The organism is Natronomonas sp. (genome assembly GCF_036625485.1).
In the GTDB taxonomy this organism is placed as follows: Archaea; Halobacteriota; Halobacteria; order Halobacteriales; family Haloarculaceae; genus Natronomonas.
In genome coordinates this window covers 1-15,974 of the sequence record NZ_JAZKTR010000049.1, presented here as the reverse complement: position 1 = coordinate 15,974, position 15,974 = coordinate 1, and the positions used below count along the sequence as shown (strand labels likewise).

Genomic DNA, 15,974 nt, shown 5'->3' with positions numbered 1-15,974 from the left:
AGCCAGAAGCCGCCGCCGAGGTAGTTGTTCTTCTCGACGACCATCGTCTGGACGCCGCGCTCGGAGAGTTCCTTGGCGGCCATCAGCCCGGAGGGGCCGCCGCCGACGATGATGACGTCGGAATCGGAGAAGTCCATGAACTCCTCGGTCCACTCCTGACCGATAGCTCGCGTTACTTCCGCTTCGCCCGCGTTCGAGAACTGGTTGAACTCGCTCATACCACTAGGTGGTATTGACTACGAATACTAAATCGTTTGGGTCGCCGGTGGGTACGTTCCGAGCGTCTATCGAGGCTCAGAGAAGCGCCAGCGCCTGTGCGAGAAGTGCGGTCGCGGTCCCGGCGCCGAACAGCGCGGCGTTGGCCCGGGGGTTCGCGGCGGGTGTCACGTCGAAGGAGTGGTGCCACCCCGAAACCGGCGTGAAGGGTCGGACGCCCATCGGCGTGATGCTGTCGGCCAGCAGGTGCGAGGTGAGGGAGATGGCCGCTGCACTGCCGACGACCACCGCCAGCGCCGACGGACGGCCGATACGGGCGCCGGCCGCGAACCCGACCCCGGCCGCCAGCAGCGAACAGGCGGCGACGAACCAGACGGTATGAGTCGGTCCGCGGTGGGGAATAGACAGCAACTCGTCGGCGTCGGGAAGCGACGAAACCGCGACGGCGACGGCCGTGCCGACGGCTGCGAGTGCGGGGTCGCCGTTCGCCGTCAGGGCGGCAGCGGCGGGAGCGTAGCAACACAGCGCCGCACCGACGTGGCCCAGTCGGTACATACCGACACTTCGTCCGGAGCGATATCAATCCCTCGTGGATGGGCTCGTGTTGTCCGCTTCGAGCCGCGCCGGCCTTCGTAAGGATTACGACGGGATGCCGCAAACACCGACGTATGAGCGACAACGGCGACGAGGAAGCAGAAGACGAAGGGCCCGCGGTCGAACTCGGCGAGGGTGAGTCCGTCGAGGGTGCGCCGCTGGCACGGGTCGCCTCCCGGCTTCACTACGCCATCGAGAAGAGCGAAGTCGAGCGCCGAGAAGGCGAGACGACGATCCGGACGCCCGACGGCCCCCGCGAACTCGGTGACGTCCTCGCGGAGACCGACGAGGTCTACTTCGATACCCGCCAATCCTTCGAAAGCGCCGTCCGCGAGGTCATCGGGACGGGGCCGGTTCCGACCGAAGAGTAGCGCGGGTCGGAGCGAACGGAGTGAGTGAGCCCCGGGGGACTACCGGCGGTCCACGATGGCGATATCGGTATCGACGTCCGGTAGTTGCTCGAAGGTCGGCGGGGAGATGAGCCGCGAGGTACGGCTCCGGTCGCGGCTCGACCCGATAATGACGAGATCGTTCGTGCGTGCGATGCGGTGCAGGAACCGTCCGAACGGGGCGTTCACGACGCGGGTTTCGATTCGCCCGTTCGCGGTCTCGACGAGGTTGGCGAGCATCTCGTCGGCGGACCGACGCTGTTTTTCGTCCTCGATAGAGCGGGCGACGCTGACCCGACCTTCCGAGCCCACCAGCCGGAGTGCGAAATCTATCATCGCGTGAGCGGTGTCGCTCGCCCGTCTGACCGGTACCGCGACCTGTTGCCACTCCGTCCGGCCGTCGTAGGTCTGGTGAACGAGCACGTCGATGTCGGCGTCCATGAGCCCCGTGATGAACGGCGCCAGCGTGTCGCCGTCGGTTTCGTAGGGGACCGCCACCAGGTCACAGTTCGTCTCGGTCGCCGTCTGCCGTATCGTCTCCCCGAGCGTCGGCCCCTCGGAGACGACGACGACCTGACAGGGGACGTCGAGGTTCGTCTCGATGCGGTCACCCAGCGCCTCAAGTTCCGCGGCGACGGCCGCGGTTGCCGCCCCGGCCCTCGCCTCGTCGGAGGCGGTTCCGTCTCCCCCGTCACTGGTGTCGCCGTCCTCGGCCAGATCCCCGCTAGCGATATCGAGGAGGACGACCTTGCCGGCGTCGTGTGCGGCGGCGAGGCGGGCGCCGAGCATCGCGGTCGCTTCGGGATTCTCGCCGCGCATCGGCACGAGCACGCGGTCGTCGGCCTTCGTCGACCGGTAGAGATAGCGGGCGCGCTGTTTGTAGAAGTAGTTCCGCCAGACGGAGAAGACGACGGCGACGATGCTCGAGGAGACGAAGACGCTGACGACGAAGGCGGCTTGTCGGCCGGGGTCGACGAGCAGTCCCAGCAACGCCACCGCGAAGGCGGTCGCTTCCTCGATGTCGAGCGCCCACGTCAGCGCGCCGGTCAACAAGACGGCGAAGGCGGCCCCCGGCGCGTCGACCTCGATAGCGCCCGGCGGCGCGGTCGGGTAGACGAGGTAGACGGCGACCAGGATGGCGGCCCACGAACAGAGCGCCCCCGCGGTCAGTCCCGCGACGAACCGGAACGGCGAGGCGTACTTGCTCTCGGGGTTCGAAAACAGCGCGTACGTGCCGGCCGCAAGCGGCGGGAACACGAAGAACGACAGCGCATCGAGGCGGTTCGAGAGGTACGTTAAAAGCGCAACGAGCGTCGGCACGAAGACGAGCATCGAGACGTGGACGATGACGTTCGTCTCCTCGAGCCGGCGGAAGAACATGCGGACGGGCCGTCGATGGCGGAGCCACGGGAGTCGACGTAATTGTTGTCTGAATCGGTCGCGAAGCGACTCCAGCATACTCCATCGTCACCGCAGAGAGGTCTTAAACCCCCGGCGAACGCGCCGGTCGGCTCACCGCTTCAGTCGTCGAGCCAGCGCCGGAAGACGCCACGCTCCGAGAGCGCCTTGTAAAGGTAGGCACAGGGGAGCGCCAGCGAGACGATGGACAACAGCGCGAGGAACAGCGCTGGCCCGGACAAGAGGTCGGTAAAGGAGGCGAGCATCGCTATTCGACGTTCGGCAGTTCGATCTCCTCCCCGTCGACGTAGACCGTCGGCTCTCGCAGGATGCCGTCCATGTGGATCGGGGCGTCGTTGTCGCCGCCGATGCCGGCGTCGTCGCCCAGCGCGATGTGGACGGTGCCGCCGGCCTTCTCGTCCAGTAGCGTGCTGCCGATAAGGTCGGTCACGCCGATGTTGGTGCCGATGCCGAGTTCGGCCATGTTGTAGGCGTTCCGCCCCACTTGCTCGGCGGCCTCTTCGACGTCCGCGCGGATGGCGTCGTCCGAGATCTCGGTGATGTAGCCGTCCTCGACCTCGAAGGTGACCGTCTGGCCCGCATCGAGCAGGCCGTGGGGGCGGATGGTGCCGTCGACGACGTAGGTCCCATCGGCGGAGACGGGACTGACGAAGACCTCGCCGGCGGGGAGGTTCGAGAAGTCGCCGTCCTCGTGGACGATACCGGTGTCGTCGTGCCAGGCGCGGTCGCCCAACTCGAAGGTGATATCGGTGCCCTGCGGCGAGGTGACGCGCACTTCGTCGGCGCCTTCGACCTGTTCGAGCATGGCCTCACATTCGGCGGCGATGTCGTCGTAATCGGCGTCGAGGCCGGTCGTGAAGACCTCCTCGGTGATGCCGGGCAGGGTCGCGCCGCGAGCGCCGGCCTCGGTCGCGTTCGAGCGCGCACGGGTGTGGCTGAGGCTCTTGGAGGTGGGCGCGAGGAAGACGTCGGCGGCTTTCAGCGCGGCGGCGACGGGTGCGGGCGGTTCGGCGCCGTGCTGTGGCCCCGGCGGGTAGCGGACGATGACCGCCTCCTCGGTGGCTTCGAGGGCGGCGTCGTAGAGCGCCTCGCCGATGGGCTCGCGGCGGTCGTCGGTGACGACGACACAGGTTTCGCCCGATTGCACGTTCAGACACTGGCCGACGGCGGTTTCGGCGGCGGCGGCGACTGCATCCGGGTCCTCGATATCGAACGGTTCGGAATCGCTCATATGCCCGGCTTCGGCTGGCGTCGGGATAGGCGTTCTCCTCCGCGTTCGGTGGTTCGATTCGCGTTCCGTTTCGAGGGTCTCCCTATTCTTCTCGAAGCTTGAACTTCTGGACCTTCCCGCTGGGGTTCTTCGGGAGTTCCTCGACGAACTCGTACTCCCGCGGGCGCTTGAAATCCGCGAGGTCGTCGCTGTCCTGCAGGAACGCATCGAGCGTCTCGGCGTCCGTGTCGCCGACGACGTACGCGACGACGGTTTCGCCCCACTCATCGTGTGGCTGGCCGACCACGGCGGCCTCGACGACGTCGGGATGCGAGAAGAGCACGTCCTCGACTTCGGTCGGGTAGATGTTCTCGCCGCCGGAGATTATCATGTCGTCCTTCCGGTCGACGACGTAGAGGTAGCCGTCCTCGTCGCGATAGCCGAGGTCCCCGGAGTAGTACCACTCGACGCCGTCGTGTTCCCGCAGGGACTGGGCGGTCGCCTCGGGCCGGTTCCAGTACTCCCGCATCGTACACGGTCCCGCGAGCAGTATCTCGCCGATGTCGCCCTGCTCGACGGTCGCGTCGGGGTCGGCGTCGGGTTCGACGAGACGGATTTCGTGGTTCAGAGCCGGCAGACCCGCCGAGCCCTGCTTTTCGAGCTGTTCGTCGGGGTGTTGGAACACGCCACAGGGGCCGATTTCGGTCATGCCGTAGGCCTGGAGGTAATCGTCACAGAACTGCTCCATGCAGGCCTCGAGTACGTCCTTCGGCATCGGCGAGGCGCCGTAGAAGCCGATGCGGAGCGAGGAGGTGTCGGCATCGACCGTCGGCGCGGTCTGGGCGAGGCCGTTCCACGCGGTCGGCGCGGCGAACAGCTGGGTCACGTCGTGTTCGTCGATGGCTTCCAGCACCGCGACGGGGTCGAACTCGTGGTGGATGACGCTCGTCGCGCCGACGTGAACCCGCGGGAAGAGGTTCGCGTGGAGTTCCGCACAGTGATATAACGGAAGCGCCGACAGCCCCACGTCGTCCTTGTCGAGGCCCGCTTCGGCGATACAGATGAGGCTGTGTTCGACCATCGACGCGTGTTCGTGGACGACACCCTTCGGCCGGCCCGTCGTCCCCGAGGTGTATATAAAGGCGTAGACGTCGTCGGCTTCGACGACGGTATCGGGCGATTCGGCCGAAGCCGCCTCGACGATGTCGTAGAAGTCGTGAGCGTATTCGGGGACGTCCTCGTCGACGTAGACGAACTCCTCGACCGTTTCGAGGTCCTCGCGCGCGTTCTCGACGGCCTCGGCGGTATCGGCCTCGAACAGCAGGACGCTCGATTCGGCGTCGTTGCAGATGAAGGAGACTTCGCCGCCCGGCAGCCGGTAGTTCAGCGGGTTGAACACGGCGCCGATCTTGCCACAGGCGTAGGCCGTCAACACGATCTCGCTGCCGTTGAACAGCATCGTCGAGACGCGGTCGCCCTTCTCGACGCCGAGTTCGGAGAGGGCGTTGGCCAGCCTGTTCGCCCGCTCGTCGAGCTCGGCGAAGGTGTAGGACTGGTCCTTCCGGGGATAGACGAGCGCCTCCTTCTCGGGGTATTTATCGGCGGTCTGTTCGAGCGTATCGGCGAGGGTCGGCTGCATGAGAGTATCACACACTGTCCTCCTCGTAAGTTAATCCTTCGGGGTGGGGAGGCCGAAAGACAATCGTTATGCTCGGCGGGCCGCGACCTGACGACATGAGCATTCAGGTCGCGGTCAACGGCTACGGCACCATCGGCAAACGGGTCGCCGACGCGGTCGAGCTCCAGCCCGACATGGAGCTTATCGGCGTCGCCAAGACCAGCCCGAACCACGAGGCGGAACTCGCCGTCGAGAACGGCTATCCCCTCTATGCTGCCATCGCGGAGCGCGTCGACCTCTTCGAGGAGGCGGGCATCGACCTCGCGGGCAGCGTCGAGGAACTCGTCGAGGCGGCCGACATCGTCGTCGACGCCACCCCCTCCGGCATCGGCGCCGAGAACAAGTCAATGTACGAGGAGTACGACACGCCCGCGCTCTACCAGGGCGGCGAGGACGCCGACCTCGTCGACACCTCCTTCAACGCCCGGAGCAACTTCGAGGAGGCCGCCGACGCCGACCACGTCCGCGTCGTCTCCTGTAACACGACCGGCCTCTCCCGCCTTTTCGCGCCGCTGCAGGAGGAGTACGGCGTCGAGAAGGCCCGCGTCACATTGGTCCGTCGTGGCGGCGACCCCGCCCAGTCCGGCCGCGGCCCCATCAACGACATCCTGCCGAATCCCGTCTCCCTGCCCTCGCACCACGGGCCCGACGTCAACACCATCTTCCCCGAACTCAATATCGACACGCTCGGGCTGAAGGTGCCGGCCACGCTGATGCACACCCACTCGGTCAACGTCACGCTCGAAGACGTCCCGAGCGAGGAGGAGGTCAAAGAGCTGCTCGGCTCCCAGAGCCGTACCTTCCTCATCCCGCCGAAGTACGGCATCGACGGCGCCGGCAAACTCAAGGAGTTCGCCATGGACCGCGGCCGGCCCCGCGCCGACATCTGGGAGAACTGCATCTGGGAGGAGTCGGTCAGCATCGAGGACGACGACCTCTACCTCTTCCAGGCCATCCACCAGGAATCCGACGTCGTCCCCGAGAACGTCGACGCGATCCGTGCCGTGCTGGAAACTGCCGACGCCGAGGAATCCATCGAACGAACCAACGAGACGATGGGTATCGGCTTCTGAGCCGCCCTCGCTGAACTCGTCTTTGCGGTCGGTACAGATGCTTAATGGAACGGCTGGGGGTTTACTCCGCAGGAGGCCGAATCGGGGGTTCAGAGGAACGACCTTTCTGCCTCTTTCTAATTGGAGGTTTGACATGAATGCGTCGGAGCTCGTATACCGTGGCCGCTCTCAGGCCCCCGGATACCGATAGCCGAAACAGTCCGACAAGAGGGCTTAGTGGTACTACTCGGATTTCGGAAATCGTGGCTGGGTACGGTGCCTTCGAGAGGTTGTCGGCCCTTCGACCCGGTCGAACCACCGGCGAGATCGACGGCCGATTCGCTCACCCCTGGGTATCGAAGTACCCGAGCGTGTCCAGAACGGCTCCCATAAGGAAGCTGATCACCGCGACGCCGAGGACCAGGCCGGTCAGGAGGTGTGATATCGGTACCGGAAGCAAGAGCTGGAAGCCGGCGATGAATACGCAGGTTATCATCCCGACGACCAGAACGAACGAGCCGGCGTTCGGATTCTCGCCGGTGAGAAACGCGATACCTTCGAGGAATGTCGACGATTGCGGCGCTTCCTTGACGGTGTCTTTGCTCATTGGTCCGTCCCCGTGGCAGCCCCGTTTCGATCGGCGGCTCGCTGGACTATCTGGACGAGGTGTGCGATCCAGATTCCCGCCGTAAGCCCGAACAGCGTCGAGACGACCGCGACCTTTATGAGTAGGTCGAGCGGGGCGGCGGCGGCGACCAAACAGAGTGCTCCGAAAAGGAACATCAGGCCGTACTGAACCCGGGTCTCGATATCGAGTTGCTTGATCGACTGCGTGAATTTCGTTCTCGTGTTCATGAATTGTGTGTGATATGAATTCGGGCCGCTGGTATCGAGGCGGGCGAGTCGCCCGGCACCGAGCCAGCGTCCGGTCGCACAAACTGGCTCGGTCCGTCCAGGCCAAGACGGGCGGCGAGGCCGGCGAGCGGTATCGCCCCTCTATGCCGGGTTCGTCGCATCGGGCTGTATGCACACCAGTAACCGTCCACAATGACAGAACCGTCCGGTGTCAACTCCCGGGGTATCGCTGTCGTCGCTGTGGTCGCCTTGGTATGTCAGATGCCGCCTCGACGGTCGAGAAGCCTACATAGTACAAGGTACCCCACCAGCATACTCTTTGGGGGGTCGTGCGCCACTTTCATTCCTCCCGTGGCTGTCGTTCGATGACGCGTCCGTCGACGTCCTCGGGTTGGGTTCCGATTCCATCCGGCCAGCCGGTCGGCTGCGCCGCCGTCGGTTCTGCGGCTTCACGTTTCAGCACCATCGGCGTCCGTTCCAGCGATAACACGAGTTCGTCGTCCTGATTGTGGGCCCGCAACTCCGTGGTCACGATGCCGACGTGGTCGCGCGACTCGCTCTCACGCTTCGAGAGGACCTCGCTTTCGGCGAAGACCGTGTCGCCGTGGAAGACCGGCGCGTGGTGGCGTACCCGGTCGTAGCCGAGGTTGGCGGTCGCGTTCGCGGAGATATCGATCACGCTCATCCCCACCGCCAGGGCGATGACGTAGAGGCCGTCGACGAGGCGCTCGCCGAACTCCGTTTCGGCGGCGTAGGCCTCGTTGAAATGCATCGGGTTGACGTTCATCGTCAGGTTCGTCAGCCAGACGTTGTCCGTCTCGGTGACCGTCCGGCCGTAGGGGTGCTTGTAGACGTCCCCAACCTGAAAGTCCTCGAAGTAGCGGCCCTGCCAGCCGGAAACGAGGCGACGTTCGTCGGCATCGGTCGCGTCAGGGTCGGAAAGCGGCGAATCGTCGTCGTTGCTCATACCTCGTACTGACGAGCGAACCGGGCAAAAAGACCCCTCACGAGCCCAGCAGTCGATCGTAGACGGGCCAGCCGGAATCGCCCTCCGGTGGGTCGGTCGGGTTGCCATCGAGGACGACGCCCGCTCCAGATTCGACCGACCCGACGTGGGCGACCGGCGTCCCTCGGTCTTCCAGCGCCGACAGCACGGCGTCGGTATCGGCGGGATCGACGGCGATGACGAGCGTCCCGGCCGTCGAGGCCCGCCACGGGTCCATCGACAGCGCCTCGCTCAACGTCTCGACGCCCGGCCGCATCGGAACGGCGTCGCTGTCGACGGTCAGGCAGACGCCCGTGCTCTCGGCGACCTCGTGGAGCGCGCCGAGCAGACCACCCTCGGTGGCGTCGTGCATCGCGGTGACGTTGCCGGCCGCCGCCGCGGTGAGGGCGTCCCGAACGGTGCCGGTCTCGTCGAGTCGGTTTCGGGCAGTTGCGAGCGTCTCCTCCGGCAGGTCGATGCGGTCGCCGAACAGCGTCGCGAACAGTCCCGTCACCTCGACGGCGGGCCCCTTCGTCACGAGCAGGTCGTCGCCGGGACGGGCGCCGTCCGGGCGGACGATGTCGTCGGGGTCGCCGACGCCCATCGCCGTCGCCGCGCCGACCCACGGGAACGACGCCCCCTCGTAGCGGGCGGTGTGGCCGGTAACGATAGAGACGCCCAGATCGCGGCATTCGGCGTCGATTGCGTCCCAGATGCGGCTGAACTCCTCGTCGGTGATTGCGGGCGGCAGCGAGAAGGAGATCGTCAGATGTGAGGGCGGAATCCCCGAGACAGCGACGTCGGAGAGGACGATTCCGACCGCGAACTCGCCGGCCCGCTCGAAGCCGAGCTCGGGGAGGATGGAGATAGGGTCGGTCGCCGTCACGACGGCGCTGTCGTCGATCTCGACGACGCCGAAATCGACGCCGTGGGTCGGTCCCAGGGCGACGTCGTCGCGGTCGGCGCCGAGACGAGTGGCGATGTGGTCCTCGAAGAAGGCCCGCGAGATCTTCCCGGTCCGTGGCATGGGTGGTGGTCGGCCGGCGAGGGCTTGGGCGTGTCGCTCCGACCGCGGTTTCCATCCGGTTTGGCCCTGCCTTTCATCTCGAAACGTCTGTGACTTTTATTGGCGGTGTGTTCTACTTTGACACATGACACGCGAAACGGGTGGGCCGTCGCCCCCCGACCGCCCGGACGACGGAGACGAGGTCGCCGTGGAGCGGTTCGTCGCTCGGCCCGACTCCGAGGAGATTACCCTGCTCGTGGTCGACGACGAGCGCAACCTGTTGTCCATCGTCGCCTCGCGCCTGCAGGAGCGCTTCGGTTCCCTGGAGGTCGTCACCGCCAAACACGGCACGGAGGCGCTCGACCTGCTCGACTCGAAGGCCGTCGACTGCGTCATTAGCGACTACAAGATGCCCGGCATGGACGGCCTCGAATTCCTCGAGAAGTGCCGCGACGTCGAACCGGGTATCCCCTTCATCCTCTTTACCTCGAAGGGTTCGGAGGACGTCGCGATGGAGGCCATCGACGCGGGCGCCACCGACTACCTCCGGAAGAACCTGAACGACGAGGGCTTCGCCCTGCTGGCCAATCGCATCGAGAACGCCGTCGTCCAGTATCGCACCCGTAAACTCGCCCGCGAGGCGAACGGCACGTCCAGCGCGTCCACGACCACGTCGCCGACGCCTATCTCGGCCTCGACGATGGGTGGCATATCGCCTCCGTCGACGAACGCGGTGCGGACCTGCTGGGCGGCACCCGCGAGGACCTCGTCGGCGAACGGCTCTGGGAGGTCGTCCCCGAGCTGGTCGATTCGCCGCTCCAGTCGGCCTTCGAGGAAGCCGTCGAGACCGGCGAGACGGCCACCTTCCGGATGTCACATGAGGGGATGGGCGCCCACTTCGAGGTTCACGCCGTTCCCTCGCCGGACGGCCTCTCGGCGTACTTCCGGGACGTCACCGACCGCACCGAGCAGGGGGTGACGCTCGATACGGTCGCCGACCTCGCGGTCGACCTCCGGGAGACGATCGATGCGCTCGGAGCGGCCACCGACCGCGCCACGGAGGCCTGCGACTGCGAGGAGGTCCACACCATCGCCGGCGAACAGGACGACCTCGCTGAGGTCGTCGAGGAACTCGAATCGATGGTCGACGGCGACGGGTGATTGACTACGTCCCGCCGAACGGCTCCCAGCCCAACCCCTCGACGACCACGAACTCGACCGCGTTGACGACGTAGTGGGCGACGACCACTACGAGCAGGCTATTCGTGAGGACGAAGACCGCCGCCAGCGCGAAGCCCAGCAGGCCGGTCACGACGACGCCGAGGCCGCCCTGTGCGCCGTGGCCGGCGGCGAAGGCGACCGACGAAAGTACGGCCAACAGCCACGGCGAGACGCCGAAGCCGACCGCCAAAGCGCCGATGAGCGCCCCACGGAAGAGCAATTCCTCGAAGCCAGCGATGAGCGGCAGGACGCCGCCGAGCAGGAGGACCCATCCCCGCGCCGTTTCGGGGGCGAGCATCTCTCGTAACTCCTCGCTGGGGTCGGTATCGAAGACGTCGACCAGTCCGGCCGCCAGCGTGTTCGCCAGCGCGAGGCCGACGCCGACGGCGATACCGACCCCGACGCCGAAAAGCCCCGACCCGAGCGGGTCAGCGGTGATACCGAACGCCGAGACGGGAACGTCGGTCAGCAACGCGCCCCCGACGAGCAACGCCGCAAAGAGGCCGTGAGAGACGGCGACGTTGGCGAGGAGTGCGGTTGTCGACAGCTCCGGCCCGCCGTCCAGCGTCGTCTCGGCGGGCGTCTTCCGGCGCGGTTCCGGCGCGGCCCCGGTATCGAGATGGTCGGCGCCGTCCGGCAGGCGGTCGAGCCACCGCTGTTCCTCGCGGGTGACGTAGCGACCGCCCATGACCGACTGGGAAGCGCGCGCCAGAAGAAGCAGCAATACGAGAACGGTGAGCGCGATACCGGCGAAGGCGGCCCACCGGGTCACGCCTTATTGCGGGCTCGGGCTGGTGCCACCGACCTCGCGCTGTTCGAGCGCGGAGCCGGTGATGTTCTTGAGGCGGTCGATGAGCGAATCCTTCTCGGGTTCGCCGGCGAGCGCCACGTCCAGCACCTCGGAGATGTGCGAGACCGGGATGATCTCGATCTGGTCCTTGTACTCGTCTTCGATCATCACGTCCTGCTCGTTGGCCTTCGGGATGATGACCGTATCGAGGCCGGCCTTCGCCGCGGCCTCGATCTTGTGGGTGACGCCGCCGACCGGCAGGACGTCACCGCGGACCGACAGCGAGCCGGTCATGGCCATGTCCTGTCGGACGGGGATGTCCTCCAGCGCCGAGATGACGGCCGTCGCGACGGTAATCGAGGCGGAGTCGCCGTCGACGCCGCCCTCGCCGGTCTGGACGAACTGGATGTGGATGTCCTTCTCGGAGATGTTCTCGTCGCTGAACTTCTTGATGATCGCCGAGACGTTCGAGACGGCCTCCTGGGCCATCTCCTTCAGTTGGCCGGTGGCGATGACCTCGCCGGGCCCCTGCGAGGGGGCGACCTCGGCCATGACCGGGAGGACGATACCGGAGTCCTCGCCCATCACCGCGAGGCCGTTGACGCGGCCGACCACGTCGCCCTCGCTGACGGTGAGTTCGTAGTCCTTCCGGCGCTCGATGTAGTCGTCGGCGAGCTGCTGTTCGATGGACCGGGAGCGGGCCTTCGCCTGCAGGACGTCCTCGCGTTTGGTGAACTCCTTGTCCTCGGCGCGGGCGATGTCGCCAGCGACGCGGACGAGGCCACCGAGGTCACGGAACTCCAGGGAGAGGTGGCCCTTCCGGCCCGCACGGCGGCGGGATTCGAGGATGACCTCCTCGATGGCTTCGTCGGTGAATGCGGGCAGGCGGCCGTCGTTGGCGACCTCCTGTGCGACGAAGCGGGCGTACTTGCGGCGCATCTCCGGGGAGTCCTCGATGGTGTCGTCCATGTAGACCTCGTACCCGTAGCCCTTGATACGGCTCCGGAGCGCGGGGTGCATGTTCTCCATCGCGTCGAGGTTCCCGGCGGCGACCATGACGAAGTCGGTCGGGACGGGTTCGGTCTGGACCATCGCGCCCGAAGAGCGTTCGGACTGGCCCGTGATCGAGAACTCGCCCTCCTGGATCGCCGTCATCAGCTTCTGCTGGGAACGGATGTCGAGGGTGTTGATCTCGTCGACGAACAGCACGCCCTTGTTGGCCTTGTGGATGGCGCCAGCCTCGACGCGGTCGTGGCTGGGCGTCTCCATGCCGCCTGACTGGAAGGGGTCGTGGCGGACGTCGCCGAGCAGTGCGCCGGCGTGGGCGCCGGTCGCGTCCTCGAACGGTGCGACCTGCTGGTCAGCGTTGTTGACGAGCAGGTTCGGCACCATGGCATCGCTGCCGCGGCTCATGTACTTGAACGCGAGGTAGATGATACCCGCGGCGATGATGCCGAGCAGGAGTTGCTGAGCGATGAGGATGGCGTAGCCGAAGACGACGGCGATGATGATCCACATCAGGAAGCTCCGCATCTGGTTGCGCTTGCGGGCCTCCTCCTTGTGGGCATCGACGATCTGTTCGCCCTTGCCTGCGGGGACGGTACGGACCTTCGGCTCGTTGCCGTCGTCCGGGTTGTGGTAGACCAGTACGTCCTGCAGTTCCTCCTTGGGGAGGAGCTGGCTCATCGCCTTGGCGAGCATCGACTTCCCGGTACCCGGGGAGCCGATCATCATCACGTGGCGGCGCTGTTTGGCCGCTTTCAGGACGATATCGCGAGCGTGGTCCTGCCCGATGACCTGGTCGACGAGGCGGTCGGGCACCTCGATGTCCTCGCTCGAATCTATCTGGAGGCCGCCGAGGAGGTTGTCCTCCTCGTCTTCGTCGATCTCGATGTCTCCTTCGACCTCGACGTCGCTGCCGAGGTCGGAGCCATCGAGCAGCTCCTCGTCGTCGTCGAGCTGCTCGTTTGCGCCCTCCTGAGCCGGCGCGGTCGGTTCCTCGGGCGGGTCCCGAGGCACTTCTTCGCCCGGCTCTTCAGTCGGGGTCCGGCGCTCGTCGGCGCCGGTATCTTCGTCTTTTTCGTTGCTCATAGAACCGTTGCTATTACCGATAATCAAGGGTCGTCAACTGATATACTTTCTCCCCTCGTCACGCTCTGCCCCTGCTGAAAACCGCCGTAATGGGTCGGTATGAGCCGGTATGGCGCTCTCCCCGCACGGGACTCGTCGGGTTTATAAAATCGGACTCCGAGACCCCTCACATGACTCGGGGGTTCTACATCGGTCGCTTCCAGCCGCTCCACGAGGGCCACTACGCGATGGTCGAGCGCATCGGCGAGGAGGTCGACGAACTCGTCGTCGGCATCGGGAGCGCCGACCAGTCCCACACCGCACGTAACCCGTTTACCGCGGGCGAACGCATCATGATGATCACCAAGACGCTGGCGGACCTCGATATCATCACCTACGCCGTCCCTATCGAGGACCTCAATCGCAACTCGGTGTGGGTCAGCCACGTCCAGTCGATGAGTCCGCGTTTCGACGTCGCCTTCTCGAACAACCCGCTCGTCGTCCGCCTCTTCGAGGAGGCCGGTATCGAGGTCCGTCAATCCCCCATGTATCGCCGCGAGGAGTTCGAAGGCACGGAGGTTCGCCAGCGCATCGCCGACGACGGCAACTGGGAGATACTGGTCCCCAATGCCGTCGTCGAGGTCATCGACGAGATCGACGGCGCCGAACGCATCCAGCAGATCTCCGCCAGCGATACCAACGATAACGATGCCGACGACACCGACATGAACGGGGGGCCATCCGCGGATTAAATGATCACGCTCACCTCCGATTTCGGCACGCCCTATCCCGCGTCGATGAAGGGCGTCATCCTCAAGCGCTGTGACGCCCGGTTGGTCGACGTCGCCCACGATCTTCCCCGGCAGGACGTCCGGTCGGCCGCCTTCTGGCTCACGCAGGTCCTTCCCGAGTTCCCACCGGCGGTCCACCTCGCCGTCGTCGACCCCGGCGTCGGGACCGACCGCGATGCCCTGGTCATCCGCGCTGGCGACCACCTGCTCGTCGGCCCCGACAACGGCGTCCTCCTGCCGCCCGCCCGCGAACTCGCCAGCGGCGGCAACGGCGACGATTACGGCGCCGATATCGACGCCTACGAACTCGCGATCGAGAACCCGCGCAGTTCCACGTTCCACGGCCGGGACGTCTTCGCGCCCGCCGCCGCGGCCGTCCACGAGGCCGGTATCGACCGCCTCCCCGAGGTCGACGGCGTCACGCCGGCCGAGGACGTCGTCGACCTCCGGCTTCCCGACCCCGAGATCGGCGACGGCGGCGCCACCGGTGACGTCCTCGCTATCGACGACTTCGGAAACACGATCACGAACGTTCCCGGCGACGTACTCGACGGCCACGACACCGTCCGCGTCGACGGGGAGTTGGTCCCTGTCGTGCCCTCCTATGCCCACGCCGACATCGGTCAACGCGTGGCCACCGTCGGAAGTCACGACCACGTCGAGTTCGCGGTCAATCAGGGCCGCGGCGACGACGCGTTCGATCTCTCGGTGGGCGATTCGGTCCGACTGGACTGGGCGTAGGCGGTCCGCTTGTGGCCGTCGCTGCTTCGAACAAGCGCTTTTATATAAAAAAGATCGGGCGAGACGTGAGGTCTCGCTGGCTCTCGGTGTCTTCGCCTACGGGCTCAACCGTTGTCGGTCTCGCGGGAACAGCACGGCTTCCCGGATGTTCGAGAGGTCGAGCATCGTCATGAGGAGCCGCTCGGCCCCGAGGCCCCAGCCGGCGTGTGGCGGCATGCCGTATTTGAACATCTCGGTGTAGTACTCGAAGGCCTCGGGGTCGAGGCCCTGCTGTTCGAAGCCCTCGATGAGCTGCTCTTCGCGGTGTTCACGCTGGCCGCCGGAGACCAGTTCCATCCGCGGGTGCATCATGTCGAAGCCCGTCGACAGCTCCGCGTCGTCGTCGTTGTCCATGATGTAGAACGGCTTGATCTCGCTGGGCCAGTCGGTGATGAAGTAGTGGCCGCCGACGTCGTCGCCGAGGGCCTTCTCGCCCTCGGTCGGCAGGTCGTCGCCCCACACGAGTTGCGCGTCGAGTTCGCCGGTGGCGTTGATGCGCTCGATGGCCTCCTCGTAGGAGAGACGCGGGAACGGCGTCTCGGGTGCCTCGAAGGAGTCGGCGATGCCGAGCGCTTCGAGTTGGTCCTGACAGTTCTCCTCGACGGCCTCGTAGGCGGCGGTGACGATGGACTCGCAGACGTCCATCGCCTCGTGGTGGTCACAGAAGGCGCCCTCGAAGTCGATGGAGGTCGCCTCGTTGAGGTGTCGCGGGGTGTTGTGCTCCTCGGCCCGGAAGATTGGGCCGATCTCGAAGACGCGTTCGAGGTTCGAGCCCGCGATGAGCTGTTTGAAAAGCTGGGGGCTCTGGTTCATGAACGCTTCCTCGCCGAAGTAGGTGATGGGAAAGAGTTCGGTGCCGCCCTCGGTCCCCGTGGCGACGATCTTCGGCGTGTTGATCTCGGTCGCGTCGGCGTCGCG

The 15,974-nt window shown here is 66.0% G+C and carries 18 protein-coding genes and 2 pseudogenes; 7 read left to right on the top strand and 13 right to left on the bottom strand.

Annotated elements, in window-relative coordinates:
• A partial coding sequence (locus tag V5A53_RS06830; RefSeq protein WP_332312834.1) for an FAD-dependent oxidoreductase occupies nt 1-218 on the bottom strand: 218 nt, incomplete at its 3' end.
• 76 nt (nt 219-294) lie between these two features.
• Nucleotides 295-771, bottom strand: a complete 477-nt coding sequence (locus tag V5A53_RS06825; RefSeq protein ID WP_332312833.1) for a metal-dependent hydrolase — start codon at nt 769-771, stop codon at nt 295-297.
• 113 nt (nt 772-884) lie between these two features.
• Between V5A53_RS06825 and V5A53_RS06820 the strand changes: the two genes are divergently transcribed.
• A complete protein-coding gene (locus V5A53_RS06820; protein WP_332312832.1) occupies nt 885-1,181 on the top strand; it encodes a DUF5789 family protein in 297 nt (98 codons plus the stop codon).
• A gap of 39 nt (nt 1,182-1,220) precedes the next feature.
• On the opposite strand, the gene V5A53_RS06815 is transcribed toward V5A53_RS06820, so the two are convergent.
• From V5A53_RS06815 to V5A53_RS06800, 4 genes are all read right to left on the bottom strand, one after another.
• Complete coding sequence (locus V5A53_RS06815) at nt 1,221-2,657, bottom strand: HPP family protein (RefSeq protein ID WP_442928608.1); 1,437 nt, start codon at nt 2,655-2,657, stop codon at nt 1,221-1,223.
• A 62-nt stretch (nt 2,658-2,719) separates the two neighbouring features.
• Nucleotides 2,720-2,863, bottom strand: coding sequence for a hypothetical protein (locus tag V5A53_RS06810; protein WP_332312830.1), 144 nt, complete (start codon nt 2,861-2,863; stop codon nt 2,720-2,722).
• Nucleotides 2,864-2,865: 2 nt separating this feature from the next.
• Nucleotides 2,866-3,849 (bottom strand): aminopeptidase, encoded by a 984-nt coding sequence (locus V5A53_RS06805; protein ID WP_332312829.1) that lies wholly within the window; start codon nt 3,847-3,849, stop codon nt 2,866-2,868.
• Between the two features lie 82 nt (nt 3,850-3,931).
• Nucleotides 3,932-5,467: a long-chain-fatty-acid--CoA ligase gene (locus tag V5A53_RS06800; protein WP_332312828.1), complete on the bottom strand. Its 1,536-nt coding sequence runs from the start codon at nt 5,465-5,467 to the stop codon at nt 3,932-3,934.
• Nucleotides 5,468-5,562: 95 nt separating this feature from the next.
• Here V5A53_RS06800 and V5A53_RS06795 point away from each other — a divergent pair, with 95 nt between their 5' ends.
• Nucleotides 5,563-6,579, top strand: a complete 1,017-nt coding sequence (locus V5A53_RS06795; RefSeq protein ID WP_332312827.1) for a type II glyceraldehyde-3-phosphate dehydrogenase — start codon at nt 5,563-5,565, stop codon at nt 6,577-6,579.
• Nucleotides 6,580-6,901: 322 nt separating this feature from the next.
• Here V5A53_RS06795 and V5A53_RS06790 read toward each other — a convergent pair whose 3' ends face one another.
• From V5A53_RS06790 to V5A53_RS06775, 4 genes are all read right to left on the bottom strand, one after another.
• Nucleotides 6,902-7,165, bottom strand: coding sequence for a hypothetical protein (locus V5A53_RS06790; protein WP_332312826.1), 264 nt, complete (start codon nt 7,163-7,165; stop codon nt 6,902-6,904).
• The gene (locus tag V5A53_RS06785; protein WP_332312825.1) at nt 7,162-7,413 is read right to left on the bottom strand and encodes a hypothetical protein; all 252 of its coding nucleotides are present in this window, start codon (nt 7,411-7,413) and stop codon (nt 7,162-7,164) included. The genes V5A53_RS06790 and V5A53_RS06785 overlap by 4 nt, the downstream gene beginning before the upstream one ends.
• 340 nt (nt 7,414-7,753) lie before the next feature.
• The gene (locus V5A53_RS06780) at nt 7,754-8,380 is read right to left on the bottom strand and encodes a MaoC family dehydratase (protein ID WP_332312824.1); all 627 of its coding nucleotides are present in this window, start codon (nt 8,378-8,380) and stop codon (nt 7,754-7,756) included.
• A 37-nt stretch (nt 8,381-8,417) separates the two neighbouring features.
• Complete coding sequence (locus V5A53_RS06775; RefSeq protein ID WP_332312823.1) at nt 8,418-9,425, bottom strand: AIR synthase family protein; 1,008 nt, start codon at nt 9,423-9,425, stop codon at nt 8,418-8,420.
• 124 nt (nt 9,426-9,549) lie between these two features.
• Between V5A53_RS06775 and V5A53_RS14585 the strand changes: the two are divergent.
• The 3 genes and pseudogenes from V5A53_RS14585 to V5A53_RS06765 all read left to right on the top strand — a co-directional run.
• A pseudogene (locus V5A53_RS14585) lies at nt 9,550-9,960 on the top strand (response regulator); the annotation flags it as partial.
• Nucleotides 9,961-10,112: 152 nt separating this feature from the next.
• A pseudogene (locus tag V5A53_RS14580) lies at nt 10,113-10,313 on the top strand (PAS domain-containing protein); the annotation flags it as partial.
• 66 nt (nt 10,314-10,379) lie between these two features.
• Nucleotides 10,380-10,565 carry a hypothetical protein gene (locus V5A53_RS06765; RefSeq protein ID WP_332312821.1) on the top strand — a complete coding sequence of 62 codons (186 nt, stop codon included), beginning with the start codon at nt 10,380-10,382 and terminating at the stop codon, nt 10,563-10,565.
• 4 nt (nt 10,566-10,569) lie between these two features.
• On the opposite strand, the gene V5A53_RS06760 is transcribed toward V5A53_RS06765, so the two are convergent.
• Nucleotides 10,570-11,397, bottom strand: coding sequence for a CPBP family intramembrane glutamic endopeptidase (locus V5A53_RS06760; RefSeq protein WP_332312820.1), 828 nt, complete (start codon nt 11,395-11,397; stop codon nt 10,570-10,572).
• A 3-nt stretch (nt 11,398-11,400) separates the two neighbouring features.
• On the bottom strand, nt 11,401-13,506 hold the full coding sequence (gene lonB, locus V5A53_RS06755; RefSeq protein ID WP_332312819.1) for an ATP-dependent protease LonB: 2,106 nt from the start codon (nt 13,504-13,506) through the stop codon (nt 11,401-11,403).
• A 170-nt stretch (nt 13,507-13,676) separates the two neighbouring features.
• On the opposite strand from lonB, the gene V5A53_RS06750 reads away from it, so the two are divergent.
• Nucleotides 13,677-14,237: a nicotinamide-nucleotide adenylyltransferase gene (locus V5A53_RS06750; RefSeq protein ID WP_332312818.1), complete on the top strand. Its 561-nt coding sequence runs from the start codon at nt 13,677-13,679 to the stop codon at nt 14,235-14,237.
• Nucleotides 14,238-15,017, top strand: a complete 780-nt coding sequence (locus tag V5A53_RS06745; protein WP_332312817.1) for an SAM hydrolase/SAM-dependent halogenase family protein — start codon at nt 14,238-14,240, stop codon at nt 15,015-15,017.
• 96 nt (nt 15,018-15,113) lie between these two features.
• Here V5A53_RS06745 and aspS read toward each other — a convergent pair.
• Nucleotides 15,114-15,974: aspartate--tRNA(Asn) ligase (gene aspS, locus V5A53_RS06740; RefSeq protein ID WP_332312816.1), on the bottom strand; the 861-nt coding region annotated here is incomplete at its 5' end.

What these genes read in the sequence shown, in the direction of transcription:
- V5A53_RS06825 (WP_332312833.1), bottom strand. Translation starts at nt 771, where the DNA reads ATGTACCGACTGGGCCACGTCGGTGCGGCGCTGTGTTGCTACGCTCCC.
- V5A53_RS06820 (WP_332312832.1), top strand. Translation starts at nt 885, where the DNA reads ATGAGCGACAACGGCGACGAGGAAGCAGAAGACGAAGGGCCCGCGGTC.
- V5A53_RS06815 (WP_442928608.1), bottom strand. Translation starts at nt 2,657, where the DNA reads ATGCTGGAGTCGCTTCGCGACCGATTCAGACAACAATTACGTCGACTC.
- V5A53_RS06810 (WP_332312830.1), bottom strand. Translation starts at nt 2,863, where the DNA reads ATGCTCGCCTCCTTTACCGACCTCTTGTCCGGGCCAGCGCTGTTCCTC.
- V5A53_RS06805 (WP_332312829.1), bottom strand. Translation starts at nt 3,849, where the DNA reads ATGAGCGATTCCGAACCGTTCGATATCGAGGACCCGGATGCAGTCGCC.
- V5A53_RS06800 (WP_332312828.1), bottom strand. Translation starts at nt 5,467, where the DNA reads ATGCAGCCGACCCTCGCCGATACGCTCGAACAGACCGCCGATAAATAC.
- V5A53_RS06795 (WP_332312827.1), top strand. Translation starts at nt 5,563, where the DNA reads ATGAGCATTCAGGTCGCGGTCAACGGCTACGGCACCATCGGCAAACGG.
- V5A53_RS06790 (WP_332312826.1), bottom strand. Translation starts at nt 7,165, where the DNA reads ATGAGCAAAGACACCGTCAAGGAAGCGCCGCAATCGTCGACATTCCTC.
- V5A53_RS06785 (WP_332312825.1), bottom strand. Translation starts at nt 7,413, where the DNA reads ATGAACACGAGAACGAAATTCACGCAGTCGATCAAGCAACTCGATATC.
- V5A53_RS06780 (WP_332312824.1), bottom strand. Translation starts at nt 8,380, where the DNA reads ATGAGCAACGACGACGATTCGCCGCTTTCCGACCCTGACGCGACCGAT.
- V5A53_RS06775 (WP_332312823.1), bottom strand. Translation starts at nt 9,425, where the DNA reads ATGCCACGGACCGGGAAGATCTCGCGGGCCTTCTTCGAGGACCACATC.
- lonB (WP_332312819.1), bottom strand. Translation starts at nt 13,506, where the DNA reads ATGAGCAACGAAAAAGACGAAGATACCGGCGCCGACGAGCGCCGGACC.
- V5A53_RS06750 (WP_332312818.1), top strand. Translation starts at nt 13,677, where the DNA reads ATGACTCGGGGGTTCTACATCGGTCGCTTCCAGCCGCTCCACGAGGGC.
- V5A53_RS06745 (WP_332312817.1), top strand. Translation starts at nt 14,238, where the DNA reads ATGATCACGCTCACCTCCGATTTCGGCACGCCCTATCCCGCGTCGATG.